General features: G+C 68.6%; 28 protein-coding genes and 6 pseudogenes. 21 read left to right on the forward strand and 13 right to left on the reverse strand.

What is annotated here, in order from left to right:
• Both ABH941_RS40270 and ABH941_RS40275 read left to right on the forward strand, forming a co-directional pair.
• Window positions 1-330 (forward strand): annotated as a pseudogene (locus ABH941_RS40270) (transposase); the annotation flags it as partial.
• 251 nt (window positions 331-581) lie between these two features.
• On the forward strand, window positions 582-878 hold the full coding sequence (locus ABH941_RS40275; RefSeq protein ID WP_370138077.1) for a hypothetical protein: 297 nt from the start codon (window positions 582-584) through the stop codon (window positions 876-878).
• Between the two features lie 237 nt (window positions 879-1,115).
• On the opposite strand, the gene ABH941_RS40280 is transcribed toward ABH941_RS40275, so the two are convergent.
• Genes ABH941_RS40280 through ABH941_RS40290 form a run of 3 tightly spaced genes read right to left on the reverse strand, consistent with a single transcriptional unit; the run spans window position 1,116 to window position 2,359 of the window.
• Complete coding sequence (locus ABH941_RS40280) at window positions 1,116-1,445, reverse strand: TfoX/Sxy family protein (protein WP_370138080.1); 330 nt, start codon at window positions 1,443-1,445, stop codon at window positions 1,116-1,118.
• 9 nt (window positions 1,446-1,454) lie between these two features.
• Window positions 1,455-1,877 (reverse strand): SRPBCC domain-containing protein, encoded by a 423-nt coding sequence (locus ABH941_RS40285; RefSeq protein WP_370138082.1) that lies wholly within the window; start codon window positions 1,875-1,877, stop codon window positions 1,455-1,457.
• A gap of 35 nt (window positions 1,878-1,912) precedes the next feature.
• A complete protein-coding gene (locus ABH941_RS40290) occupies window positions 1,913-2,359 on the reverse strand; it encodes an SRPBCC family protein (RefSeq protein WP_370138092.1) in 447 nt (148 codons plus the stop codon).
• Window positions 2,360-2,489: 130 nt separating this feature from the next.
• On the opposite strand from ABH941_RS40290, the gene ABH941_RS40295 reads away from it, so the two are divergent.
• Window positions 2,490-2,819 (forward strand): ArsR/SmtB family transcription factor, encoded by a 330-nt coding sequence (locus ABH941_RS40295; protein WP_370138096.1) that lies wholly within the window; start codon window positions 2,490-2,492, stop codon window positions 2,817-2,819.
• The gene (locus ABH941_RS40300) at window positions 2,816-3,265 is read left to right on the forward strand and encodes an SRPBCC domain-containing protein (RefSeq protein ID WP_370138098.1); all 450 of its coding nucleotides are present in this window, start codon (window positions 2,816-2,818) and stop codon (window positions 3,263-3,265) included. The genes ABH941_RS40295 and ABH941_RS40300 overlap by 4 nt, the downstream gene beginning before the upstream one ends.
• A gap of 99 nt (window positions 3,266-3,364) precedes the next feature.
• Here ABH941_RS40300 and ABH941_RS40305 read toward each other — a convergent pair whose 3' ends face one another.
• The gene (locus ABH941_RS40305; protein WP_370138100.1) at window positions 3,365-3,652 is read right to left on the reverse strand and encodes a hypothetical protein; all 288 of its coding nucleotides are present in this window, start codon (window positions 3,650-3,652) and stop codon (window positions 3,365-3,367) included.
• A 129-nt stretch (window positions 3,653-3,781) separates the two neighbouring features.
• Here ABH941_RS40305 and ABH941_RS40310 point away from each other — a divergent pair, with 129 nt between their 5' ends.
• From ABH941_RS40310 to ABH941_RS40350, 9 genes and pseudogenes are all read left to right on the forward strand, one after another.
• Window positions 3,782-4,720, forward strand: a complete 939-nt coding sequence (locus ABH941_RS40310) for a GAF domain-containing protein (RefSeq protein ID WP_370138103.1) — start codon at window positions 3,782-3,784, stop codon at window positions 4,718-4,720.
• A 574-nt stretch (window positions 4,721-5,294) separates the two neighbouring features.
• Window positions 5,295-5,531 carry a hypothetical protein gene (locus ABH941_RS40315; RefSeq protein WP_370138105.1) on the forward strand — a complete coding sequence of 79 codons (237 nt, stop codon included), beginning with the start codon at window positions 5,295-5,297 and terminating at the stop codon, window positions 5,529-5,531.
• Between the two features lie 146 nt (window positions 5,532-5,677).
• Window positions 5,678-5,977 carry a hypothetical protein gene (locus ABH941_RS40320; protein ID WP_370138113.1) on the forward strand — a complete coding sequence of 100 codons (300 nt, stop codon included), beginning with the start codon at window positions 5,678-5,680 and terminating at the stop codon, window positions 5,975-5,977.
• 816 nt (window positions 5,978-6,793) lie between these two features.
• Window positions 6,794-7,099, forward strand: a pseudogene (locus tag ABH941_RS40325) (response regulator transcription factor); the annotation flags it as partial.
• A gap of 121 nt (window positions 7,100-7,220) precedes the next feature.
• Entirely contained in the window at window positions 7,221-7,847 is a 627-nt protein-coding gene (locus ABH941_RS40330) for a maleylpyruvate isomerase family mycothiol-dependent enzyme (protein ID WP_370138120.1), read from the forward strand.
• A 295-nt stretch (window positions 7,848-8,142) separates the two neighbouring features.
• Entirely contained in the window at window positions 8,143-8,691 is a 549-nt protein-coding gene (locus tag ABH941_RS40335) for an alcohol dehydrogenase catalytic domain-containing protein (protein WP_370138132.1), read from the forward strand.
• The gene (locus ABH941_RS40340; protein ID WP_370138135.1) at window positions 8,648-8,812 is read left to right on the forward strand and encodes a ferredoxin; all 165 of its coding nucleotides are present in this window, start codon (window positions 8,648-8,650) and stop codon (window positions 8,810-8,812) included. Before ABH941_RS40335 ends, ABH941_RS40340 begins: the two co-directional genes overlap by 44 nt.
• A gap of 81 nt (window positions 8,813-8,893) precedes the next feature.
• Entirely contained in the window at window positions 8,894-9,436 is a 543-nt protein-coding gene (locus ABH941_RS40345; protein ID WP_370138139.1) for a hypothetical protein, read from the forward strand.
• Window positions 9,325-9,726 (forward strand): annotated as a pseudogene (locus ABH941_RS40350) (aminotransferase class I/II-fold pyridoxal phosphate-dependent enzyme); the annotation flags it as partial. The gene ABH941_RS40345 and the pseudogene ABH941_RS40350, both read left to right, overlap by 112 nt.
• A 120-nt stretch (window positions 9,727-9,846) precedes the next feature.
• Here the strand turns inward: ABH941_RS40350 and ABH941_RS40355 are convergent.
• Window positions 9,847-9,918 (reverse strand): annotated as a pseudogene (locus tag ABH941_RS40355) (hypothetical protein); the annotation flags it as partial.
• Window positions 9,919-10,159: 241 nt separating this feature from the next.
• Here ABH941_RS40355 and ABH941_RS40360 point away from each other — a divergent pair.
• The 3 genes from ABH941_RS40360 to ABH941_RS40370 all read left to right on the forward strand — a co-directional run bounded on the left by ABH941_RS40360 (window position 10,160) and on the right by ABH941_RS40370 (window position 11,412).
• A complete protein-coding gene (locus ABH941_RS40360; protein WP_370138145.1) occupies window positions 10,160-10,579 on the forward strand; it encodes a hypothetical protein in 420 nt (139 codons plus the stop codon).
• A gap of 318 nt (window positions 10,580-10,897) precedes the next feature.
• Window positions 10,898-11,116, forward strand: a complete 219-nt coding sequence (locus tag ABH941_RS40365) for a hypothetical protein (protein ID WP_370138154.1) — start codon at window positions 10,898-10,900, stop codon at window positions 11,114-11,116.
• A complete protein-coding gene (locus ABH941_RS40370; protein WP_370138158.1) occupies window positions 11,116-11,412 on the forward strand; it encodes a hypothetical protein in 297 nt (98 codons plus the stop codon). The genes ABH941_RS40365 and ABH941_RS40370 overlap by 1 nt, the downstream gene beginning before the upstream one ends.
• A 653-nt stretch (window positions 11,413-12,065) precedes the next feature.
• Here ABH941_RS40370 and ABH941_RS40375 read toward each other — a convergent pair.
• Window positions 12,066-13,190, reverse strand: coding sequence for a hypothetical protein (locus ABH941_RS40375; RefSeq protein WP_370138161.1), 1,125 nt, complete (start codon window positions 13,188-13,190; stop codon window positions 12,066-12,068).
• A 752-nt stretch (window positions 13,191-13,942) separates the two neighbouring features.
• Here ABH941_RS40375 and ABH941_RS40380 point away from each other — a divergent pair.
• From ABH941_RS40380 to ABH941_RS40390, 3 genes are all read left to right on the forward strand, one after another.
• Complete coding sequence (locus ABH941_RS40380) at window positions 13,943-14,905, forward strand: AraC family transcriptional regulator ligand-binding domain-containing protein (protein WP_370138204.1); 963 nt, start codon at window positions 13,943-13,945, stop codon at window positions 14,903-14,905.
• 109 nt (window positions 14,906-15,014) lie between these two features.
• On the forward strand, window positions 15,015-15,503 hold the full coding sequence (locus ABH941_RS40385; RefSeq protein WP_370138167.1) for an RICIN domain-containing protein: 489 nt from the start codon (window positions 15,015-15,017) through the stop codon (window positions 15,501-15,503).
• A 307-nt stretch (window positions 15,504-15,810) separates the two neighbouring features.
• The gene (locus tag ABH941_RS40390; RefSeq protein ID WP_370138170.1) at window positions 15,811-16,260 is read left to right on the forward strand and encodes a hypothetical protein; all 450 of its coding nucleotides are present in this window, start codon (window positions 15,811-15,813) and stop codon (window positions 16,258-16,260) included.
• Between the two features lie 126 nt (window positions 16,261-16,386).
• Here the strand turns inward: ABH941_RS40390 and ABH941_RS40395 are convergent, their stop codons facing one another.
• Both ABH941_RS40395 and ABH941_RS40400 read right to left on the reverse strand, forming a co-directional pair.
• Entirely contained in the window at window positions 16,387-16,704 is a 318-nt protein-coding gene (locus ABH941_RS40395) for a hypothetical protein (protein WP_370138176.1), read from the reverse strand.
• A 25-nt stretch (window positions 16,705-16,729) separates the two neighbouring features.
• A complete protein-coding gene (locus tag ABH941_RS40400) occupies window positions 16,730-17,740 on the reverse strand; it encodes a GlxA family transcriptional regulator (RefSeq protein WP_370138180.1) in 1,011 nt (336 codons plus the stop codon).
• An 87-nt stretch (window positions 17,741-17,827) separates the two neighbouring features.
• Between ABH941_RS40400 and ABH941_RS40405 the strand changes: the two are divergent.
• A pseudogene (locus tag ABH941_RS40405) lies at window positions 17,828-18,763 on the forward strand (NADP-dependent oxidoreductase); the annotation flags it as partial.
• 33 nt (window positions 18,764-18,796) lie between these two features.
• Window positions 18,797-19,555: pseudogene (locus ABH941_RS40410) on the forward strand (nuclear transport factor 2 family protein); the annotation flags it as partial.
• A gap of 72 nt (window positions 19,556-19,627) precedes the next feature.
• Here the strand turns inward: ABH941_RS40410 and ABH941_RS40415 are convergent.
• From ABH941_RS40415 to ABH941_RS40435, 5 genes are all read right to left on the reverse strand, one after another.
• Complete coding sequence (locus ABH941_RS40415; RefSeq protein ID WP_370138186.1) at window positions 19,628-19,924, reverse strand: hypothetical protein; 297 nt, start codon at window positions 19,922-19,924, stop codon at window positions 19,628-19,630.
• A gap of 97 nt (window positions 19,925-20,021) precedes the next feature.
• Window positions 20,022-20,870: an IS5 family transposase gene (locus ABH941_RS40420; protein WP_370138190.1), complete on the reverse strand. Its 849-nt coding sequence runs from the start codon at window positions 20,868-20,870 to the stop codon at window positions 20,022-20,024.
• Window positions 20,871-20,974: 104 nt separating this feature from the next.
• On the reverse strand, window positions 20,975-21,889 hold the full coding sequence (locus tag ABH941_RS40425) for an alpha/beta hydrolase (protein ID WP_370138194.1): 915 nt from the start codon (window positions 21,887-21,889) through the stop codon (window positions 20,975-20,977).
• Between the two features lie 219 nt (window positions 21,890-22,108).
• Window positions 22,109-22,795 (reverse strand): TetR/AcrR family transcriptional regulator, encoded by a 687-nt coding sequence (locus ABH941_RS40430; protein ID WP_370138199.1) that lies wholly within the window; start codon window positions 22,793-22,795, stop codon window positions 22,109-22,111.
• A gap of 47 nt (window positions 22,796-22,842) precedes the next feature.
• Window positions 22,843-23,598, reverse strand: a complete 756-nt coding sequence (locus tag ABH941_RS40435) for an SDR family oxidoreductase (RefSeq protein ID WP_370138201.1) — start codon at window positions 23,596-23,598, stop codon at window positions 22,843-22,845.
• Between the last annotated feature and the right edge of the window lie 1,107 nt (window positions 23,599-24,705).

Here is a 24,705-nt window from a genome sequence, read left to right on the forward strand (position 1 = left end):
CTGATCCGGCAGGTCAAGGACGACATGCGGGACTGGACCCTGAGCAAGATCGTGTGGGTCACCGACCGGGGTTTCTCCAGCGAGCGCAACCGCCGCTACCTCCGCCAGGGCGACCACGCCTACATCGTCGGCGAGAAACTCCGCTCCGGCAGCCCGGAGGTGAAGGCCGCCCTGTCCCGCCAGGGCCGCTACAGCGAGATCGCCGGGAACATGCGGATCAAGGAAGTACGGATCTCGGAGACCGAACGGTTCGTGATCTGCCACAACCCCGAAGCCGCCACCCGTGACCAGCACATACGCGAACAGCTCGTCGCCCAGCTCAGTCCCTGATCGAAGACACCGACAAGCTCAGCGACTTCAAGCGCGGCGAGCTCCGCGGCAAGCTCACCGACAAGCCCGGCCTCAACCGCTACCTCCGCACCACCCCGGCCGGCAAGCTCCGCATCGACACCGCGAAGGTCAAGGCCGAGGAGAACCTCGACGGCAAGTACCTGCTGCGATGCTCCGACCCACATCTGTCGGCCGAAGACATCGCGCTCGGCTACAAGCAACTCCTCGAAGTCGAGCGGGGCTGGCGGGACATGAAGCAGATCATCGACCTGCGGCCCGTCTATCACCGGCTCGAGGAGCGCATACGCGCACACGTCGTCCTCTGCTGGCTCGCCCTGCTGCTGATTCGCATCGTCGAGACCACCACCGGCGCGACCTGGACGACCGTCCGCCGCGAGCTCGACCGGCTCCACCTCGGCACGTTCACCGGCCCCACCGGCCTGTTCCGGCAGGTCACCGCCCTCACTAAGCCCCAGACCGACCTCCTGGCCAAGCTCGGCATCCCCGCACCGAAGCAGATCATCGCACTCGAACCCGCACCCAGCTGACCAGCACGAACACCAGCGCCTAGAGAAACGCCTCTCAGGCGCCATCACCCATGTCCGCGCAGGTCGGGCCCCATATTCGCGACTCCAGGCCGCTGAATTACGCGGAACCCAGGACAGGAGTCGGACGAATTTGCCGGCAGCGCTGTCGTGAGGGGGCGCCCTTCCGGGCGTGGGATTGGGGAGCGAACGCAGGTCCTCACTTGGCTGGGAGTCCGAGAGCGAGTCCCACTGCGTGCGTTACTTCGGCGGCAGGCTTCCGGCGAAGGCGCGACCGAGCCCGATCCAGTCCTCCAGTGCCTCGTCCTCGGTGAGGGCGGTCGGGTCCACCAGGATCCAGCCCTTCATCGGGCGGCCGGTGATGTCGAACAGTCGGGCTCCGGGCCTGGCCAGAGCTGATTGGGTCGTGTCGGGGCCGACCCGGACGATGAGTTCGGGGCCGTGCACCCCGACGGCCATGTTGCCGTGGAGCAGGAAGGCCAGGCCGCCGAACATCCGCTTCTCGGTGATCGCCGGATCACCGCCCAGGTGCGCGCGAATGCGTTCCGCGAGTCCTTCGTCGATGGCCACAGCGGCTCCTCAGAGGGTGAACAGCGGGTGGGCGGTGCCAGTCTCGGCGTAGCCCTTGAGACGGGTCAGCAGCTCGCCCCAGGTGTAGGCGGCGGGGGGCAGTCCGGTGTCGCCGTCCTGCCAGCCGCGGTGGTGGAACAGCACCCGGGTGCCGGGGCTGTCGGGGTTGTCCGAGAGTTCCCAGGTGATGGTGGTGCCGGACCAGTGCGGGGGGAATGCTCCGATCGAGGTCCAGGCCACCGTGGACTCGGTGGCCTGGACCCGGTGCAGTTCGAAGGGCTGGGGGACGCCGGGGAAGTCGAAGAACAGGCTCTCGTCCTTGCGGTCCACACCGGTGGTCCACCAGCCGGTGAGGCCCTCGTGGGTGTTCAGGGCCTTGAGGACGGTGGCGCGGTCGGCGGCGATGTCAACCTGGATGGCGATCTCGGACATGGTTCTGCTCCTTGGAGGGGTGGTGTGCTGCTTGTTCAGGTGGTCGAGGTGAGGTTCTGCTGGAGGTCGCGCAGGTCCTTGGCGATGGAGGCGCGGACCTTGCGGGCCATCAGCGGCGCGGCCAGGCGGTAGTAGCCGGAGGCGTCCCCCCGTACGCGGATGCGGGCCAGGGTTCCGCGGGGGTGCGGGGCGAAGCTGTAGGTGATGTGCATGGGCATGGGCCCGGCCACCGACACCATGTCCAGCAGTGACTCCGGCTCGTGCTGGGCCACGCGCAGCACGTAGTCGATGCGCTTTCCGAGGAAGTGGGCGGTTCGGGTGACCTCGGCACCGATCCCGAAGCCGCCCTGCTCGGACTCCCTGGTGAGCGCCGCTTGCCGGATGCCCTGGGTCCAGGCGGAGTCGTTGCGCCAGTCCATGGCGTAGGCCGCGACCCGGGCCGGTGGGAGAGGGATGATCCGCTCCGCTGTCTCGTCGATCATCCTCACCCTGCTTCCCGCTCGTCGCCCTTGCGACCAGCATCGGCGTCGTCCGTCATCCCCGCTTGCTTTAGTCGACACTAAAACGAATCCTCTGGCGAGGCAAATTGCAGCGGGGACTAAAATGATGTCCATGGAAGCGATGCAGATCGTGGCGGAACCCCGGCGACGCGAGATCCTGCGCCTGGTCTGGGACGCCGAGCTGTCCGCGGGGGAGATCGCCGACCGCTTCGAGGTGACGTTCGGTGCCGTCTCGCAGCACCTCAAGGTGCTGCGCGAGGCCGGGCTGGTTACGCTCCGCCAGGACGGCAGGAAGCGCTACTACCGGGCGGACCGGGAGGCCATGGGGCCGCTCGCGGACTACCTGCAGGCGATGTGGGCGACCCGGCTGGACGCCCTCGCCTCCCTCGCCGAACAGGCCGAAAGGGTCCTGGAAGCAGCAGGAAAGGGATCGGTTCCATGAGACACGACACGGTCACCCTGGAGCGGCGGATCGCCGCCCGCCCCGAGACGGTGTTCTCCTTCTTCACCGAACGCGAGCGCTGGCTCTCCTGGATGGGCAGGGACGGCGAGTTCAGCTTCGAACCCGGCGGAGCCTTCCGCACCAACGTGGCAGCGGACAACCACGCGGCCGGCAGTTTCGTGGAGATCGACCCGCCCAAGCGATTGGTCTTCACCTGGGGCTGGGAGGACGGAGGCATGCCCGTGCCACCCGGTTCCAGCACCGTGGAGATCACCCTGGAACCCGACGGGACCGGCACCTTGCTGCGCCTGGTCCACAGCAACCTGCCCGCGGACGCCTGCGCGCCCCATGAAGCGGGCTGGTCGCACTACTTGGATCGCCTCACCGCCCGCGCTGAGGGCCAGGACCCCGGCCCCGACGACTGGATGACCGGTCCGCCCACCTGACCCGGCATCACCAACCGCGGAGCGAAGCCCGGACACCCGTTTGGCCAGGCCCTTCGGCTCCGACCTGCCTCGCGTACTGCGCCGCAAGCGGTTGCAGGGTCAGCGGTCCTCGACGGGTTCGAGGATCTTGGTCTGTGGTGCGCCGGCCAGGGCGGGGGCGTTCTCGGGCGAGGACCAGATTTTGGTCTGCAGGAAGCCGAGGAACGCGGCAGCCTCGTCGCGTGTGTCGAAGTCGAGGTCGATCACGACGTACGCGGGGTCGTTGACGGGCCGCTGGATGTGGTGCCGGCGTACTCCGGACTGCTGCCGGATCTCACTGAAACGGTCGAACGCGGTCTTCCAGAGATCGAAGTCGGTGACCGGGTGTTCGATGTGCAGGGTGGCCATGATGCCTCCTCTGTCGGATGTCGGTGCCTGTCTTCCATGCTGGAACAGCCCTGCGGTGGCGCACATCCCAGGTATCTGGGGTCTTTCTGTCACCCGGTGGCCGCGAAGGTCGCGGCGTACGCTCGAGGGATGGTCGGCTCAGCCGCGACGGCACGGTCTCGCGAACGTATCGAGCGGATCTGCGATGCCGTCGGCGACGCGATGACGCTGCGACTGGAGCTGCTCGCGGAAATCCGCCGGGTCGTGGGCTTCGACGCCTGCGCCTTCCTGCTGACCGACCCCGAGACGGCAGTCGGCTCCGCACCGCTTGCGGACGTCCCGCACGTGTCGGACCTGCCTCGTCTGATCCGGCTCAAGTACCTGACGAAGGTCAACCGCTGGACGGCGCTGGGCGACGAACCGGTCGCGCTCCTGCAGGAAGCGACAGCGCGAGAGCCCTCGCGGAGCATGCTGTGGCGGGACCTGCTCAGTACCTACGGCGTCGGCGACGTGGCGTCGTCGGTGTTCCGGGACCGTTTCGGCTGCTGGGGATTCCTCGACCTGTGGAAATCGGGCGCCGCGGCGAGATTCGAGCCGTCCGAGGCGGCGTTCCTGACCGCTGTTGCCGCCCCGGTCACGACGGCGTTGCGCCGCACCCAGGCCCGCACCTTCACCGACCGGCCGCCGCATCCGCTGCGCCCAGGTCCGGTGGTGCTGTTGCTGTCGCGCGACCTGGAGGTACTCGGGCAGACCCCGCGAACACAGGAGTATCTACGGATCCTTGTCCCCTCCGGGCACAAGGATCCACCGATCCCGGCGAGCGCATACAACGTCGCCGCACAACTGCTGGCCGTCCAGGCCGGCACTGACGATAACCCGCCGTCCACCCGGGTGCACCTGTCGGACGGCCAGGCCCGGACTCCGGCAGCACCGACAGCGGCCCGTGCTGCCTCGACGTCTTGCGGCCGCCCGGATAGGACGACGTCGAGCACCGTCATTAGTGGCTCCAGCGGGGCGAACTCCGGGCGACGCCGGCCACGCCCGCCGCCTCGCGCCAGACAGCGGGGCCGGGAAACGATGCCATCTTGAAGGTGGGGTGGGTGGTGGTGGCCATCAAGGTCAGAGGGCGGGTTGTGGGTCTCTGTCCGATTCGTCTTTGCCTCGGGGTCAGGCTTGCTGATCCGTCCCGTGGAGTGAGGTCACTGGTGGAGCCGGGTGAACAAGCCGGGCTCGGTCTCGGTGACCAGTCCGTGGCCGACCAGACACAGTGCGGGTTCGCGAGCCGGACCCGCAAAGGCCCCCTGTGGCCGACCTGCAGCGTGAGGGCGGGTGGCAACCACGGTCATGAGGGCCGCGGTTGAGCCCGTCACCGTGAGGGTCTCAGATCGCGGCCACGGGCAAGACCACGGTCTGCCAGTTGTGACAGTCCTGACCTTGACTGGATCGGACGCGCCTCGAACATGGCGATGGCCCTACCACACGGGGGGCAGCAGGGCCATCGGCGATGATCATATGGAACGAGGCGCTCCGGTCACCACAGCGGAAACGACACGGGTCACTGTCACATCAGGTGCTGGCAAGATCAGCACTTCCCGCCCGGCCGGGACGCCCCCGATGCCGGCTTCGCCATGCCGAGCAGCCGGTCGGCGAGGACGCTGGACACATGAGCGACGACAGCACCGACCGCGACCGCGGGCACCACCCGCATGTCGTCGTGCATCCCGTCGTCGACGCCGACCCGCCGTTCCGCCGCGTCGACATCCTGGGCTTCCGGGTTGGCAGAGCCTACTCGCTGAACGACGTCGCCGAGTTCTGCCGGCGCGCCGGCCTGGAAGACCTCGACCCCGAAGCCGACGGCAGCGTGCAGTGGATCGGCGGCGGCCCCCACGAGTGGCTGTAGCCGCCGCGCATGCGGTGGGTGGGGCGGCCTGCGGCACGTCCGAACGGCGTATCCGGGCATGCGGCCGGCCGTGCGCCGGAGTCTGCTGACCGTGGGGCCGTCAGACGACGACCCGATCCGAATGCACGAGAAAAGAGGAATCTGCCATGGCTGTTGTCCTGTCGCTGCGCTGGGCCGGAGTCACACCCGAGCAGTACAACAAGGTCAGTGCCCTGATCCGCCTGGAGGAGGACCCCCCGCAGGGCATGGTCCTGCACGTCGCGCGGTTCGAGGGCGGCGCGCTGCTGGTGACCGACGTGTGGAACTCGCAGGGCGACTTCGAGCGCTTCTTCGCCGACCGGCTCGCCGCCGCGGTCAAGGAGGCCGGGCTGGAGGGGGAGCCCGAGACCGGATTCGTGCCGCTTCACCGCCGCGTGCTCGCCCCAGGGGTCAGCGGCGCCGCATGACCACAGCGGGGCCGGCTGGTCACGGGCGGCCCCAGATGCGGGCCGCGTGTTCTGCCTGTCCTGCGGCGGAGGCTGCCTGACGGAGTGGGCGGGGCCCTCCGGCGGTGCAGGGCCCCGGCTCCCCGTTTGCGCGGTTGCCGGCTGACTCCACAACCATCCGCGAGCCGCCGCGAACATGGTCCGGCATGGTGAAGCCCCCGCCGACGGGGGAGGCGGCGAGGGCTCCGGCTCAAGCGTAGTCAGACGCTGGGCAAGACGCGCGTCACCGCGTCCCGTCGTGGTGGAGCTTGCGGGCGCGGGCGCGGGCGCGGGCGCGGGTGTGGAGTCGGCAGCCGGCGTTCGGCCCGTACTTGCTGGTCGGTTCTTGCGGGTGCGGGCTTTGACGCGCTGGCGGGGATCGGCGGGCCACAGGGCGTTGAGGACGGCCTGTCCGATCGCTCCGACCAGGGATACTGTCGCGCTCGGGAAGACGCTGGCGGCGAGGGTGAGCGGGTCGGCGGCGGCCTCCAGCAGGACGGTGAAGCTGATGCGCTCTATGGCCGTGTCGGGTCTGGTGCCCATGGCGTCGTCGGCGGCGCGGATCAGTGCCTGGTAGGCCGTCAGTAGCGCGTAGACCTCCTGGTCCAGTCCGGGGATGCTGCGTGAGCGCAGGACACGGCCGTCGGGCATGGTCGCCTTGATCGAGAAGTAGCTGGTCTCCACCTGCCACTTGCGGTGGTGGAGATCCACAAGTTCGCGGGCCGGGTGGCGCTCGGGGTCGAGCAGGCTGGTGACCAGCCGCCAGGGCTCGCGCCGGGTGGTGCTTGCAGGAGCCTGATGCGGGCCGCCCCGGATGTGGAGGTGGTCGGTGAGGCCGCCGACGGCGCGGGGGCCGTCACTCGGGCAGTCCTGACCCGCCCGGACGTCATCCTGATGGACATCCGGATGCCGGGCATGGACGGGGTCGCCGCGGCCGCGCGTATCCTCGCCGAGGCTGCGGAACCGGCTCTGCGGGTCCTGGTGCTCACCGCCTTCGACCTGGACGGGTACGTCTACGCGGCGCTTCGCGCCGGGGCCTCAGGGTTCCTGCTCAAGGACGCCGGACCGGAACGGCTGCTGGTCGCGGTGGCGGCACCCGGTGGCTGGCCCCGAAGCTTCTGCGGGGTGTGCTGGGAAGTGCTACGAAGGAGACGCAAGAAGTGAGTGACCTGAGCAGAGCGGAACGGGCAGCGATGCCGCTGGGCGGCTTGAGGAGCGACACGACATGGCGACGAGCAGTCCTTGGCCGTTCATCCACGGCGAGCGCCGAGCCCTGCTTGCCGACGCGCGGACGCTGAACACTGAGCAGTGGGACACGGCGTCTCTCTGTGGGGCTTGGACGGTGCGCGACGTCTTCGCCCACCAGACCGCGACGGCGATGATGACCCCGGCACGCTTCTTCGGGAAGCTGGCGGCGGTTGGATTCCGCTTCCACGACATGACGGCCAAGGACATCGCCGCGCTCAACGCGGGTGGTGTCGAGGAGACGATGGCTGTCATGGAGAAGCATCTGGCCGCCGTCACACACCCGCCGGGCCCGATCGAGGCCATGCTCGGGGAGGCGATGGTGCACGGCGAGGACTTCCGCCGACCGCTCGGCATCAGGCGCGACTACCCAACCGAGGGACTCGTCCGCGCCGCCGACTTCTTCAAGGACTCCAACCTGCTGATCGGCAGCAAGCGCAGGATCGAGGGCCTTCGCCTGCGGGCGACCGACACCGACTGGTCGACCGGAGCGGGGCCGGAGGTCGCCGGCCCGATGGTCTCGCTGCTCCTGGCGATCACGGGCCGGCGGGCGTCCCTGCCGGACCTGTCTGGGGAGGGCGTGCCCATCCTCGGCACGCGCATGTAGATCCCGCCCCGGCGGCCCCCGCGCTGTTCTACCAGCGGTGGTGTCCCTGAGTAGGGTCGGGGACTGGCGCGGTGGCTGATGCTGCGTTTCCAGTCCCCGCCGCTTCAAGTGAAGTAGATCGCCGACGAGGTGCCTCAGGCTGGGTCCCTTTTCCGACGATCTCTTCCCGAACGGGACGGGCCAGTTTCCGCGCATTCCGCTCTCCAGTGATCACTTCCGGGTGGTTGCTGTGGCTCGTCCCGCGTGGATGTCCTGGTGACAGCGCTCGCAGATCACGAGGGTCTTGCGCTTGCGCATGGCCATCAGGTTCATCCTCGTCAGGGTTGAAGCGATCGGCGTCAACTTCCGGGACCTCTACGAACGCTCCGGGGCCTACCCGCATGAAGTCCCGTTCGTGCCGGGCCGAGAGGCGGCCGGCACGGTACTCGCCCTCGGTCCAGGGGTAGCCGACCACACGGTCGGGGACACAGTCGCGACGGTGGACGCACCGAGGCCCGGCGCCTACAGCGAGCGCATCGCCGTCCGCACCGAGCGCGCCGTGGCACCGCCGCCGGGCGTGTCCGCCAAGACAGCCGCCGCGATCATGCTCCAGGGACTCACCGCCGACTATCTCTGCAGCTTGACCCACCCGGTCGGTCCCAGCGACGTCGTCGTGGTCCACGCCGCTGCAGGCGGGACCGGCGGGCTGCTCACCCAGATGGCCAAACTGCGCGGCGCCCGCGTTGTCGCCACGGTGTCGACCGCATACAGATCTCGAGCGCTGCCTGGGGTGCGGAGCCTGCGTCCTCATCGCACCCCTGGTGTTCGACCAAGACGTAGACACGGCAAGGGTGACGCTGCTTGACCCCGAGCCAGAAAGTCGATTGCACGCCGACGTGGAACTCGCCGTGTCGATGTGCCCGGTGGGCGCCATCAGCGTCAGCACCAAAGCTGATGGGCCTTCCGACGGGATGAGGAGAGCCTGATGCCCGATCACCTGCCGGATCACCCCCCGGCCTGTCCGTCTTCGAGCTCCACGAGAGCCAGACGGACCCCGCCTGGAGTCCATGAAATTCCTCAGCGAGTTCGCAGACCGGCACTCCGACGCGATCTCCTTCGCCTCGGGCAGGCCGACGGAGGCCCACTTCCCCGACGACCTGATCGAGCGCTGCGTGCGCAGGTACAAGGACTACCTCGCCACAGACCTGGGGAAATCCGCGCCCGAGATCCGGCGCATCCTCTACCAGTACGGGCCGACCAAAGGCATCATCGCGGACCTGGTCAGCCACAACCTCGCCATGGACGAGGACATACAGGTCGACCCGGCGGCCGTCGTCGTGACCGTGGGATGTCAGGAAGCGATGTTCCTCACGTTCCTCACGTTCCTCACGTTCCTCACGCTGCGCGCGCTGCGCGCGCTGCGCGCCTGTGCCCAAGACGTCATACTCGCCGTCTCACCCACCTACGTCGGCCTGACCGGTGCCGCCGCCTACTGGACATGCCCGTCCATCCAGTCCGCACCGACGAGACCGGTGTCGACCTCCAGGATCTGGTCACTGCAGTCCGGAAGTCCAGAGCCGAGGGACTGCGACCCCGCGCGTGCTATGTGATGCCGGACTTCGCCAACCCGACCGGTGCCCACATGGACCTGTCCACGCGCCTCCGGCTGCTCGACATCGCCGAGCAGGAGGACATCGTCCAGCTCGAAGACAATCCTTACGGGCTGTTCCACGGCAGTTCGCCGCACCTGCCCACCCTCAAGGCGCTCGACCGTGCCGCGCGGGTCATCTACCTCGGCTCGTTCGCCAAGACCGTCATCCCCGGCGCGCGCATCGGATACGTGGTCGCGGACCAGCCGGTGAGCGCGCCCGGCCGCGCCGGTCTGCTGGCAGACGAGATGTCGAAGATCAAGAGCATGGTCACCGTCAACACCCCGGCGGTCGCGCAGGCGGTCGTCGCCGGCGTCCCCGGCCTGGGTGGTGAGCGTCTTGTCGCGGTGCCCGTTGCGCAGCGCGGTGCGGGTGTCGGTGTGCTCGTTCCACTCGGCGCCGATCCTGGCCGTGGCCTCGGCCTCGATCAGCTCCTGCAGCATCCGCTCGGCTACCGAGCGCACCAGTTCCAGGCCGTCTGCTGAACGTAGTGACTCCAGCAGTCGGAGTAGGTCATGCTGAGACAGGGCCACCTTGCACCTCCCGCGTTGAACTGCCCGTTCACAACGGAGAGTTGCACGGTGGCCCACCCTGTCGGCAGGGAGCGGAACCTACCCGGCCCCACGCCCCCGGCGCACCACCCCACCCTGATCGGCTACACCACGCCAAGGGACGCGATCGCAAATGCTGCTCCCGGACAACTGCACCCGGCTACGGTGGCGCACCGCGGGCGGCTTCCAGCACACCCAGGAGTGGGTGCCGGACGACGACCCCGAGGCTCCGAACGCGGGGGAATGGATCACCTGGCGCTACGTCGTGGACCCGGAGCCGACGCCCGTCGGCGTCGACGACCTGGACCGCTGCGCCGCCGCCCTGGTGGCCGGGCACTTCCCCACCAACATGCTCCGGACCAGCCCTGATGACGGCGTGCAGGAAGAGTGCGCCTGCGGCCAGTGGTATCCGTCCGGGCGACAGAACGTCCACTTGGGACGCGTGGTCTCCCAGCTCGCCCGCTCCTTGTTCGACCTCGGACAGTGCCACGCACCACCCGCTGCGAGCACCGCGGCCGCCGACGACAGCCCCAACACCGAGCCCGCTGACTGACCCGTACGCGGGGCTCCAGCGGACCCGCCCGCGCGCCCGACTTCATTCGTTCGAATTCCCCGGCACGAAATAGCGATGAATTCCATAACTGATGATCCGTCAGCCATGAATTCATGGGCTCATGAATGGAAACACGGAAGACGGCGTTCGTCGCACGCCGTCCGGTGGCCGCGCGAGCGCCGGTTCGCCTGCTCCGCGCTGTCAAACCCCCGCCGGGGACCGGAGCCGCCGAACCCCTCCGTCTGGAACCGGCCCACCGCTACCGTAGGAATCAGCACCCCGGCACCGCCCGGGGCCGGACCCACCTGGAGGGGCGCTGTGGCCCGCATCGTGTTCGATCCGCAGGAGGCCGAAGGCCTGCGCGCCGCGGCCAAGGCCGAGTTCCCGGGCACCCCGCAGCTGGCGTTTGTCCTGGAGCAGTTGGCCGCTGAAGGCATCGACCTCGAGCGGTGCCGCTCGTGGGAGGAGCTGCGGGCCGAACGCGGCCTGCCGCCGTTGGACGAGACCGGCGAGGACATCCACGGCGACGTCGCCTGATGGCCAAGCACGCCCCGCGCCGCGCCCAGCTGGTCTTCACCGAGACCGCCGAACAGCAGCTCGCCCGTGTCACCCCGGACGCCTACCGGCGACTGGACCGTGTCCTGGAGGCCATCGCTGTCAACCCCGTGGTCGGCGCCCTGATGGAGCGCGCCCCCACGCTGCGCGAGTACACCGCCGAGACTGCCGCGTCATCTACTACGCCACCATCCTGGGCATCTTCGTTATCTCGGATTCGGATCCCAGAACTGCAGTTCAGGCACTTGCAGCGGCGTGAGGCCCATCCGGCACGATGATTTTTTTCGGATCGAGGAACTCTCACAAGTGACAGGCCGTCTTATCTGGCAAGGCAAGGGGTCATTGCGCTTTCACAGCCAGTGATAGTGCCCCTCCCGCCAACCCCTGGCGGTGGTGCCGGCCAAGGCGCCAGTTTTGTCTCTCCCGAGATGGGAGGGGTGAGACGGTTGGGTGATCAGAATGCATGACCTAACTCAGCATCTGCAAGCGATCGTTGTAGGAGGCTCCCTGCTTCGGTTGATGGTGCAGGGCCGGATGGATTGGCGTCGGAACAAGCGCGACAAGGCGCGCACCGACTCTGTCCGTCCCTGTGGTTGCTCCTGCTGCAAGGAGTGACATGAGGTGCGGGAATCCTCATCCTTAAAAGCAGCGGCAGACAGTAGATAGGCACTAACTCACGCATGTGCTGCGGGCCTTTCGGGGCCCGCAGTTGCATTTTGGTGGCACTTCTTCACTCATGATGGATCCGAATGGGCGTCTGATTCTTCTTCCGGCCTAGGCGTTGAGCTGGGCCTGTTTTCATTGCGGATCATGTTCCGGAGGCCGGTGCGGGCAGCGGCGAGGTCGTCTTCCAGTGGCACGACATCACGATGGCAGGCCGCGATCGCGTGGACCAGCGACTTCCTCGACTCGGGAGTCGCCTTGAGGCGGTTCACGCCTCCTGGTGTCCAGCTGTGCGGAGTCTGGCGGCGGCTTCTGTGGGGGTGTCGTAGTAGCCGGGGCGGGCCAGGAGAACCGAGCTGAAGTAGTAGCCCTGCTCTTCGTCGGGTGCGTCGTCGGCTTCGAAGGGGCGCCAGAAGCTGAGGAGGAGGTCCGGTGCGACGAAGGAGGCCGGGTCGTCCTCGGCATCTGTGATCGTCGTTACCTCTCGCAGCCGGGTGACCACCTCGGCAGCGGGCAGGCTGAAGACGTCGATGCCGCGGAACCGGACGGAGTCCTGGCCGTCGGCGGGTCGGCCCAGCTCGATTGCTTCGAGTTCGCCGCGCGAGCAGTGAGTACTGATCATCAGGCCGCTGGGGCGGAAGACGAATCTGCCGGGCTGGTCCGATTCCGAGATCGCTGACGGGTCGCGGAACGAGGCGAGTGCCTGGTCGGCTGCTTCACGTGGCATGCCGATGGTCAAGGCGCCGATGCCGGTTGGCGGGGCGAGTTCGAATTCCATGCGCGAATGATTCCAGAGCCGCTGAACGGTGATGCTCAGGGTTCCGGCAGGGGCCGGTTCTCGTTTGCGGATCATGCGCCGCAGGCTTGTGCGGGCGGCCGCCAGCTCGTCTTCGAGCGCGGCCACTTGTCGGCTGAGCTGGGTGTTCTGGGCAGATGCCGTCCGCTCGGCTGCTGAGAGCCGCAGGTTCTCCTCCGTCAGTTCGCTCAGCCTGGCGGTCAGGTCCCGGGAGCTGAGCTGGTCGAGCTGCTGGCCGAGGTGGAGCCGCATGCCGTCGCGCAGGTGGGTGACCTCGGTCCGGAGTTGCTTGCGGGCCAGCAGCAGGTCGGTGTGCGCGCTGGCGGTGCTGGCCCGCAGCCCGGTTCTGGTCTCCTGCGCGGGTTCGGCGGCCTGGCGGGCGCGGGCCTTGTCGATGTGCTCGCGGACCCCGGTGGCATAGACGAGCCAGGTGGAGACCTCGGCTCGCCGGGCGACGGCGGCGAAGGTGATGGGCTGGCCGTCTTTGAGTATGTCCTTGACGGTCTTCAGGGTGCGTGATCGCTTGGTGGTGCTGTCGCGCTGCCGCGCGGCCCTCAGGACGTCGGCAGGGGCCATGGAGGGGCTTTCAGCAGGCATCGGGGGCATCCGGGCCGCGGACGACGGTCAGTGGCAGGAGGGTGTGGTCGCGGGTGGCGCGGACTTTGCGCAGGACGGAGCTGGCTTCCTCGATCTCGCTTCGCTCGTCCTCGGGGAGTTCCGCGAGTCGCAGGCGTCGCTCTGCTGGACGCCGACGTCACCCTGGCGCTGCCGCTCGGGCCCGGCCACATGGCTTGGCTGCACCGCGGCCCTGACAGCCGCTACCGGACGGCCTCGGTCGAGGAGGTCGAGAGGGCCAACGCCATGCAGATCCTGACCTCAGAAGCTGAAATCTACGCGCGACCCGGAACCGCATTCGAAGCCTTCGCCGAGAGGGTCCACAAGCACCAGTGCTACCCATACCCGGGAACTACGGTGTAGACAGCCGAGCAGGGCCGCCGAATCCCTCTGCGCCTCGGCCCAAGCGGGGTATGGGTACCAGGCTGGGCTTGCCGAGCGCCACGCGTGTTCCGCCTACCGTTGCAGCCGCCCGTCGGCATCCAGTACGCCGGGGCGCCGTCACGGGCGTTGACTCCTCTCATTGGCGCTCACCAGCGGCTACATCGACGAACCCCCCTTCTAATAGACCGGCCGTATGCCGTGCAGCACACGCTTGATGATGTGCCGGTGGTGGAGGGCAGCGCCCTCCAACTCGCAGGCATTAACGCCCTGTTGGTCTTCAGGCACCGGCGTGCTGTGCTCTACTTGATCAAGGGGGAACGGAAGAACGCGCAGACAAACGGGTGACCACCATGTACATCGTCGCCGTGCCGAAAATGGTGCTCTCGAGGACGGCTCAATCCAGTCATGACATCCGCCGTCTGGCCAGGGACGCCGGGATCCCGGAGTGGGCGACGGCGGACGACGACATCTCCGTCGGCGGCGAGTGCTATCTGCGGGCCCTGGAACTGGCCGCACACCACCGGGGCGAGCCCGACATTGGGCTGCTCGCCGGCGCGGGCTTCGTGCACGGGCAACTCGGCGTCTACGACTACCTGTTCAGCTCGGCACGGACGCTGGGGGAGGGGCACGCGGCCAACCAGCGGCACCTGGACGCCATCACCACTGCGGGCCGTTTCCTCCAGGCCCGGGACTCGGAACGGGACCTGCGCATCGCCCTGTCCATGGACGGTGACGACCAGCGCCTGGAACTAGCCATCCAGGTCGGGATCGCCGACGTCCTCACCCGCTCCCGCTGGGCGACCGGTCAGTGGATCCGGCCGGTCGAGGTCACCCTGCGGCAACGGGCGCCCCGCAGATCCGCCGTCTTCACCGAGTTCCTCGGCACCACTCGCGTCGTCTTCGACGCCGACACCGACAGCCTGGTCCTCCGCGAGGTCGACCTGAGTCTGCCACTGCGCACCGCCGATCCTGCCCTCGCCGCGATCATGCGGCGCCATGTCACCCTGATGCCGCGCGTACAACCGCAGCCCACCACCTGGCCCGACCGCGTCCAGCAGGCCCTGGCCGCCGCGCTCGCCGACGGCACCGCCTCGCTCGACACGGTGGCGCGCCGGCTGGCGACCAGCTCCAGGACCCTGCAACGCCGGCTCGCCGAGGCGGGCACGACATGGCGGCACGAGCTCGACCGTGCGCGTCGGGCCGAGCTCTCGCGGCACGCCGCCACCCATCGCGAACGGCAGGCCGCCCTCGTCGGCTACTCCGACGCCCGCGCGCTGCGGCGTGCCCAACGGCGGTGGGACGCGGCTGTCTGACTGGCGTGTTGTTGGCGCCTGCGGTCCTCCCGTCCGGGCCGGTGCGGATCGCAGCATGGTGCCGATCGCCGTCGCGGCGGTCGCTCGCTCAGCAGAGAGGTCAAGTTCCATGCACAAGGCACGGGGAATCGCGGTCGCCGCAGTGGCCGCAGCAGCACTCTTCCTTTCCTTCGTCTCGGCGGGCCCCGCCTCCGCCGTCACCACGGGGACGGGGACCCTGGTCAGCCCCAGGACGGGGATGTGTATCACCGTCGCCGCTGCCAGCAGGTCGGTGAACGCGCACATCACCCAGTGGCCGTGCAACGGCTCGACGGCCCAGCAGTGGGTGCTCGGATCTGGGTACATCAAGAACGTCAACAGCGGCCTGTGCATCAGCGACCGCGACAACTACAGCAGGGGTGTCGCCCTCGTTCAGGGGTACTGCACCGAGGCCGGAGCGGGCTGGCTGGAAGAGGGAGACATCATCGACACCGGATCCGGCAGCAACCCCTACTTCTGCGTCACCACCTACGGCGGCAGCGAGTCCGCGGGCGCGTGGCTGACCCAGTGGACCTGCAGCGGCTCGAACCTCTCCCAGCTCTGGGAACTGCGGAGCTGAACCCCGTCTAAAGCCCCGGGCGCGGGCCGTGCCCAACGGCCCCGCCGAAGACGACCAGTTCGCCGTCGAGAGTGACGTTCTCGGGTAGGTCGCGTTCGGCGGAGGCCACGATGTCGGGGAGCGCGGCCCTCAGCGGGTTGCCCCGGCCATTGCCTCGATGCGTGACCTGTGACAGCGAAGTCTGAGAGCGTGGTGGTGAACTGTGCTGTAGCTCGATGAGCTGTGGTTTTCCGGTTGAGTGGGAGTGGTTGTGGCTGGGTCGGGGCAGCCAGCGGACGGTTGGTTCTGTCTGTCCGGGAGGTGTGTAGTGCCGTCGGTGATCGCTTTGCTGGAGTGCCGTGAAGCGCGGGCGCGCGAGGAGCTCGAGTCCTGGCTGGAGGCGGTGCGGGAGGCCGAGGCGCACGCTGTCGCGGCCCGGCAGCGTGTGGACCACGCGTGCATCGCTCGTGAAGAGGTGCTGCGCGCGCTGGCCGAGGAGGGCGAAGGCGCCACCGGGCGTGCGGAGAACGGACCGGGAACGGCATCAGGGCAGAGCACGGAGGATGACGCGCCGTCAGGACCCCTGGCGGGACCGATCGGAGCGGTGGCGGGGGTGCCGGTGACCGGGCAGGCGGTGCCCGCCGGGGCTGGCGGGGCTGGCGGGGGCGCTGACCGTGATCCGCGGCCGCCGGCCTGGCGGGCCGGTCTGGGTCAGGAGGTGCTGTCGGGGGTCTACCGGCAGGTCTTCGCCGTGGTGGCGGCAGCGTCGGGCCGGTGAGCGTGCAGGAGCTGACGCGGGCGCTGGGCCGGGACGCGAGTCGGATGAACGAGGTGGAGAAGGTGCGGCACCGCGCGTATGCGCTGGAGGCGCGGGGCTGGCTGCTGCGTGAGCGCGGCGGGATCTTCAGGGCTGTGGCGCCTCCAGCCGGTGGGCTCGCCGCTCCGGCCAGTGCAGCCGCTGGCGCGCCATCCGCCGGGTCAGCGTGAGCAGGCCGGCCCACCACACCATCTGCTCGTGGCGGTCGGGGCGGCGCTCGTGGTCGCGGTTGAGCCTGCGGGCCCGTGACAGCCACCCCAACGTGCGCTCCACCACCCACCTCTTGCCGATCTGGATCGGGGCGGGCATGCCCTTGCAGGCGATCTGGGCGTCGAAGCCGATCTCGTCGAGCAACTCACGGGTGCGTTTGCTGTCATACCCGCGACCGATACCGGTCCCCGGCACAGCCGATGGTATGACGTAGATAATTTTACGGTCCAGGGCGACTTGCTTGACCGTCCCGCCGAGCATCCGCCGCGACGGCACGGCTCGTTGCCAGTGGGCCTCGGAAGGTGCGCCGGTAGGCCAGTGGTGTGACGCCGATAGCGGCGTGCAGGTGTTCGCGCAGCGAGGTGCCGCCGGCGAAGCCGACCTGGCCGGCGATCTCGTCGACCGGCAGGTCGGTGGATTCCAGCAACTGCCGGGCCCGGTCGACGCGTTGCTGGATGAGCCAGCGTCCGGGGCTCAAGCCGACTTCTTCTTTGAAGCGGCGGCCGAAGGTGCGCTGGCTCATGTTCGACTGCTCGGCAAGGTCGCTCAGCGTCAGCGGCTTGTGCAGGTTCTGCAGCGCCCACTGCCGGGCGGCGGACGTGTCGTTCGCCGTTGCATCGGGAACCGGGTGTTCGATGTACTGCGCCTGGCCTCCGTCGCGCCACGGGGGGACGACGCAGGTGCGGGCCACACGGTTGGCGATCTCGCTGCCGTGGTCCTTGCGGACAAGGTGCAGGCAGACATCGATGCCGGCAGCGGCACCGGCCGAGGTCAGCACGTCGCCTTCGTCGACGAACAGGACGTTCGGGTCGAGTTCCACCTGCGGGTACCACTCCCGGAAGAGGCCCGTGGCGTGCCAGTGCGTGGTGGCCCGGTGCCCGTCGAGCAGCCCCGCCGCGGCCAGCACGAAGGCTCCGGTGCAGGTGGACACGATCCGGGTGCCGGGGGCCACGTACGCGAGGACTTGCGCCAGGTCGACCAGCGTTTGACGGCGGGGGTTGCTGGTGTGGAACGGTGGGATGATGACGGTGTCGGCGGTGCGCAACGCCTCCGGGCCGTGCTCGACGGTGATGGAGTAGTCCGCGTTGGTGCGCACCGGGTGACCGTCGATGGTGCAGGTCACGACCTCGTAGCGGCCGTCCGCGGCGCCGAAGACGCGGTGGGGAATGCCCAGGTCGAACGGGTACACCCCGTGCGAGGCGAGGACAACGACGCGGTGCACCTTGATCACGGCAGGATCCCGTCGAAAATTGGCGATCACGCGATTGTAGCGGCCTGTGGCGGCGGCCAAGCTGGACCCATGACGGACACCGAAACCATGCGAGCCATCAGCCAGGACACCTACGGCGCCCCCGACGTGCTGCAGGAAACCCTGCTGCCCAAACCGGCGCCAGGGGTGAGCGAGATCCTGGTCGCCGTCCGCGCGGCCGGGGTCAACCCGACCGACTGGGGGAACCGTGCCCAGTCCGCGACCATCGCCCGGATGCCGCTGGTGCTCGGCTGGGACGTCTCCGGCGTCGTCGAGGCCGTCGGCGTGGGCGTCACGCTGTTCAAGCCCGGCGACGAGGTCTTCGGCATGCTGCCCTACCCGGGCGGAGTCGGCTCGCACGCCGAGTACGTGACCGGGCCGGCCCGCGTCTTCACGCACAAGCCCGCCGGCATCGACCACGTCCAGGCCGGTGCGCTGCCGCTGGCCGCGCTGACCGCCTACCAGGCACTGGTCGACACCGCCGGGGTCCGGGCCGGGCAGCGAGTCCTGATCCACGCGGCGGCCGGCGGCGTCGGTCACCTCGCCGTGCAGATCGCCAAGGCCCGCGGCGCGTACGTGATCGGCACCGCCAGCGCCGCCAAACACGACTTCCTGCGATCCCTCGGTGCCGACGAGGTCATCGACTACCACAGCGTTGACTTCACCGAGGTGCTCAGCGACATCGACGTGGTCCTCGACCCGGTCTCCCTCGACTCCGCCGCCCGCGCCCGATCCGTGGCCGTGCTGCGCCCGGGCGGCACCCTCGTCTCGATCCTTCCGGTACCCGTCGATGTCGGCGAACTGGCGGCGATCGCCGAGCGGGGGATCCGCTACGAGTCGCTGCTGGTCGAGGCCGACCAGGCCGGTATGCAGGCCATCGCCGCCCTCGTCGAGACCGGCGCACTGCGCGCCCACATCGAGGCCACCTTCCCGCTCGCCGAGGCCGCGAAGGCGCACACGCTCGGCGAGACCGGGCGCACCACCGGCAAGATCGTGCTGACTGTCCGAGACAGCAAGGCGCAACTTGCCAAGCAACTGCTGCATGACGTGTTCGTCCTCGGCGACACGGCCATCGTCGATCGGGTCGTGCGGCCCGATTTCTACATCCAGCACAACCCCCTGGCGCCCGACGGAGCCGACGCCCTCAAGTACTTCAGCGGCGCCATGCGACAGCAGTTCCCGCAGGCCGCTTTCGAGCCCCGCCGGATCATCACCGACGGCGATCTGGTGCTGCTGCACTCCCGCTATGTCATGGTGCCGGGCACCGAGGGTCTGGCCGTGTTCGACCTGTTCCGCTTCCAGGACGGCAAGATCGCCGAGCACTGGGACGTCATTCAGGAAGTGCCCGCCACCAAGGCCAGCGGCAACGACATGTTCGCCACGCTCAGCGAGCCGCGGACCGACGCGGTCGGGCAGCGCTGGTTCACCGCCTACCACAAGGAACTGGTCACCGCGTTCGTCGACCAGCTGCTGGTCCGCAAGGACCTGACCGCCATCGACGCCTACGTCGGCGCCGACTACCACGAACACAGCCCGAACATCTCCGACGGCGCGGCCGGCCTCAAGGCCGACCTGGGCAGCTACTTCGACAAGTTCCCGCAGTCGAGTGTCACACCGAAACGCGTCATCGCCGAAGGCGACCTGGTCGCCGTGCACAGCCACTACGTCGACACGCCGGGCGAGCGTGGCCGGTCGGTCATCGACCTCTTCCGGGTCCGCGATGCCAGGATCGTCGAGCACTGGAGCTCCGAACAGGCCGTGCCCGAGACCGCCGCCAACGACAACACGATGTTCTGAGTGGGCGGTTCGCAAGGTGATGCCCGTTTCCGGCTGAGGTTGGGGCAAGGCCGCTGGTGGCGGTTCCGTCGGCTATTGCTTCCTGGTGAAGTTGTCGGTGTCGGCCTCGGTGAGGATCCCAAGTTTGACCAGGCGTTTCAGCTTGGCGCGGGTGCCTTCGACGTTCTTCGGCAGCAGTTCGTGGCCGAGGGCTTCGCAGACGTCCTTGGTCCGTAGCGGCCCGGTCGCGTGGTTGAAGACGGCGAGGATGCGGGGGTAGTCCGGGTGCTCGGGCAGCTCCGGCGCGACGGCAGGGAGCCGGTCGGCGAGGCCGGTGATGGTCTTGCGGGTGATCGCGGGGTGCTCCAGGTGCGTCTCGGCCTCCCGCAACCGGGCTTGCAGACCGTCGATCTGTGCGCGGAGGTCGTCGGCCAGGGCCCGGCGGCGTCTTCCTGGAGGTCCAGGGCGTCGAGCAGAGGCTGGATGTTCACGCTGCCGCCGCCTGCGTCTCGCGCCAGGTGGGGGCGTTCGCGCCGGTGAGGCGTCGGGTCACGACGTGGGTCATCGCCCAGTAGACGCGGGAAGCGGAGGAGGAGGGGCGGTGCTCGTAGTCGCGGACCAGGCGCCGGTGCAGTATCAGGATCCCGTAGGTCTGCTCGACCCTCCACCGCTTCGGCTGCGGCACGAACCCCTTGACCTGCGGGTTGCGTTCGACGATCTCGACGTCGATGCCCAGGTCGGCGCCGTGCATGACGACCTGGTTCTTGAAGCCCTGGTCGACCAGGGCTTTGCGGACAGTCCCGCCGGCGTGCTCGACGACCTGGTCCAGCAGGACGATGCCCGCGGCGTTGTCGTGGGTGTTCGCAGCGAGGACGACGACCGCGATGACCAGGCCGAGGACGTCCACAGCAAGGCCCCGCTTGCGGCCGGGCACCCGCTTGGCCGGATCGTGACCACTCGTTGCGGCGGGGACCCCGACGGCCACATGGACACTCTGGGTGTCCAGCACCACCAGGGTCGGGTCCTCTAATCGTCGGGCCCTCTCCCGGACCTGGCAGCGCAGGAGTTCATGGATGACCTGGTCGGTCCCGTCGTCCCGCCAGGCGGCGAAGTAGTAGTACGTCGCACTCTTCTGCGGCAGGTCGTGCGGGAGATAGGCCCACTGGCAACCGGTCCGCCCCTGGTAGAGGATCGCGTTCACGATCTCCCGCATGTCGTAGACGCCCTGATGACCGCTGACCGAGCGGTGCCGGTCCTTCCACGCGGTGATCACCGGCTCGATCAAAGCCCATTGCTCGTCCGATAAGTCACTCGGGTACGGCTTGCGTTCACTCACCCCGGTCACATCACCAGATCACCAACCGCGGACCGGCAGATTCCGCCCCGCCGCCACACCATCAGGCGACAGCAGATCCACTCAAAGACTCACGAACCGCCCACTCAGTTGACAGGTTGGGGCCGGTCGGCACTCAGGTGGGCGGTGAGGAAGGCTGCGGCGCGGTCCAGCGCGGCATCGGCCTCGTCGAGACGGCCGTACTGGAGCTGGAAGACATGAGGGAGGCCAGGCCCGACCTCGAGCGTGACCTCGACGTCGTCGGCGCCCGCACGGGCGGTCAGCCGGACCGCGTCGTCGAGCAGCACCTCGTTCGCCCCTACCTGCACGAGCAGCGGAGGCAGCCCGGTGAGGTCGGCGAACAACGGGCTGGCCAGGGGATGCGCCCGGTCGCCTGCACCGACGTAGAGATCGGCGAAGGCGCGCAGGTCGGCCTCGATGAAGAGGGGGTCGACGTCCTGCTTGGAACGCATACTCTCGCCGGCGAGGGTGAGGTCGACCCACGGGGAGAAGACGACCACGGCCGCTGGTTGCGGCAGCCCGGCGTGCCGGGCTGCGAGGAGCGTGGCGATGCTCAGGCCGCCGCCGGCGGAGTCACCGGCGATGACGAGGTCGCGTGGGTCGATGCCCACGTCCAGCAGCTCGCGATACGCTGCGAGCGCGTCGTCGACTGCCGCCGGGAAGGGATGTTCGGGAGCCAGCCGGTAATCCACCGACAGCGCTCGCAGGCCGAGGCGGCGGGCCAGTTCACCGACCAGCCCTTCGTGGGTGTCCGGTGAGCCGACGACGTAGCCGCCACCGTGCAGGTAGAGCAGCTGGCCCCGACCGGAGACTTCGGCCGGCTCCAGTTCCAGGGCCGGCCGCCCACCCAGAACGGTTCTGCGGGTGACCACGCCCGCAGGAGCGGGCCGGGTGAGAGCTGCGCTGAATCCGCTGCGTTGTTCCGCCACCGTGGGGGGCGTCTCGCTGCGGGGGGCGGAACGGAGCATGGCGTCCAGGGCGTCGCGCTGGGATCTGGACATGGGAAACCTCTATCGGTCAGAAGGACAGCACCGTCGCGGCGGGGCCGGCATCAGCCCCGGGTTCGCACGTGCTGGAGGATTGCGTCGATCACTTGCCGGTGCTCACGCCATCGGGCGCAAGGCCGGGGTGTACGCCGGCAGTACCGGGAGGGCGCGTGCATCTGTCCCGGCAGGGGGACGTATCGGCGTTCTGGCAGAGTGGAGTGGTGGTCCGGGGTATCAGGATCCGGTGCTGTAGCGCTTGAGCATGAGGGCGACGGCTTCGTCCACGATCGCGGGATCAGTGGGGGTGGGCGGGACGAAGTCGGTCCGTACCAGTTGAGGCCACAGCAACTGGGCGCAGATCATGCCGAGGAACTGCTCGGCCACTGCGGATGCCGACTGTGGCTGTCCGTCGGCCGAACGGAAGTCGAGTGTGCCGGCCTGTGCTTCGGCGTCCAGGTAGTCGCGGAGCCGGTCGAAGAAGGGTCCGCGGTCGATGGCGAAGCCGGTGCCGACGATGTCGGCGAGTTCCGGCATCTGGGGAAGTTCGGTGATGATGAGGCGGCACAGCGCCGCCGTGCCCGGACGCGCGACCAGGCAGGCGTAGTCACGGCCGATGTGGTCCAGACCGAACCGGGGATCACCGGGCGGGGGCGGTGCGGCGTACTCCACATCCAGCTGCCATTGCTCGGAGGTGACGGCCGCGAACAGCGCGGCCTTGGAGGGGTACCGCTTGAAGAGGGTGCCGGTGGAGACGCGGGCCTCCTTGGCGATCTGGGCCAGGGAGGTCTTGTCGTATCCCCGGGCGAGGAAGAGGTCGCGGGCGGCACGGATGATGCGCGCACGGTTCTCCTCTTTGATCTGCGCGTGGTACCCGGCCTGGCACGTGTCGCCACGGGTTTCCGCTCGGTCCTCCACCGACATTCCTCTACCCCTCGCCCCTCGCCCGTCTTCCGGCCGTGTCCTCGCTGTCAGAGGACGGTCTGGCCGCCGTCCAGGATAAGGTCCTGGCCCACCGCGAAGGCGGAGGCGTCGGAGGCCAGGTACACGACGGCCTCCGCGACCTCCTCGGGCAGACCCATGCGGCCCAGCGGGATGCCGGCGCTGATCCCCTCCAGAACCGCCGCCTGCACCGCGGGGTCCTCGATTCCGAGCTTGGAGTACAGCGGGGTGTCCACCGGGCCGGGACTGACCGCGTTGAACCGGATGCCGTGCGACCTGAGCAGGTCCGCGTTCCACGACCGCATCAGGGAGGAGACAGCCGCCTTCGTCGCGGCGTAGGCGTTCGACTGCCCGTAGCCACCGTGCGCGCTGCTGGACGCGTTCAGGATGACCGAGGACGGGTTGGCCAGCACGGGCACCAGGGCCTGAGTGAGAAAGAAGACGCTCTTGACGTTGATGTCGAACAGCCGGTCGTAGCTGTCCACCGTGTGGTCCTCGAACGACCGCCAGTCCGACACGCCGGCGTTCAGGAACACCACGTCCAGACCCCCGAAGTGCTCACCCACCTGCTTGGCCAGGTCCCGCTGGGCGTCGAGATCGCGTGCGTCGGCCTGCACGACGGGCACCTTGTCCCCGAGGATCCCCCGCGCCTTCTCGATGCTGGCCGGGGTGACGCCGGTGACCAGCACGTCGGCTCCCTCCGCGATGAAACGCTGGGCGGTCGCCAGGCCGATGCCGCTCGTACCGCCGGTGATGAAGGCGCGCTTGCCCGCAAGACGAGTCATGTTCATGGTTCCTTGCCGAGAAGTTAGGTAAGTCGGTGGACTTACCACCTGAAGGTAGCCCTCGCACCGCCCTTGTGGCAAGTCGATCCACTTACCTTTGATTCCTGGAGTGGCCCGACAATGCCGGAGAGGCCGGCACGGCTCAAGGCCATGTCGCTGCCGTCCGCCAGGGGCGGGCGATGGGTGGCCTTCCCGGGGTGCGGCTCTTCTGCAGTGAGCTGGTGATGCAGTGCGCCGTTCTTGGAGGCGGCGATGGTTTCGTGGTTGGAGGAGCTCAATCGGCGGAAGACCGCCGCGCGGGGGAGATTGCCGAACTGCCGGACCCCTCTCGGAGCTGCGTTCCGCCCTGGAGCGCGACCACATCGGCACGCCCACAGGCTGACGCCTTTTCACAACCCGGTCGAAACGCCAACGGCCGGGCATGGTCAGCCTCGGCGCACCATCAGGGTCTGCCCCGGACTGATGCCTCTTCGCGGTCCACAACCGAGTGCCGTAGGCGGAGACGCGCGCATGCGTTCCGTGGCTGGCTTCTGGGGCCGCCCACCCGCTAACCCCTGACGACCAGCCAACCTCACACACCGTCACCCGCAACCCAGAAGCCGATCACGAGAATGGCGAAACTTCAGGTCACAGCGGCAAGACACAGTTCTTACGGGCGCCCCCACGGCGGCGCCCTAACGTCGACCATGCCGCCCACACCGGCCTCGGCCTGCTGCCCGCCGCCGCGATGTAGCACCGCGACTTCCGCCCTCGTCGTTGCGGGCCTGCCCCTGGTCGCGGAGCGCCCAGTTCGAGGGCCCTGGGGGCAGAACTCGTCGCGGACGCGGGAGTTGGACAGGCACGCACGTTCCTGATCGAAGCGGACCAAGAGGTTCACTCTGACCGAACGAGGCGAGATCAAGAGGATCAATAAGTACAAGCCGGTCGACCACGCTGACACCAACGCCGGCCGGCTACTGCGTACTGCCGTTATCAAGTCCAGCGATGACTCTGACGTCCGCTTATCGGTGTAAACACAATGCGCAAAACTACGGCTTAAGAACTTAATGGCGAGTTAAACACGAAACATGGATGTCATCTGCGCGCCGTCCTAACTTCAGAGTCCTC

Source organism: Streptacidiphilus sp. EB103A, assembly GCF_041261405.1.
Lineage (GTDB): Bacteria > Actinomycetota > Actinomycetes > Streptomycetales > Streptomycetaceae > Streptacidiphilus.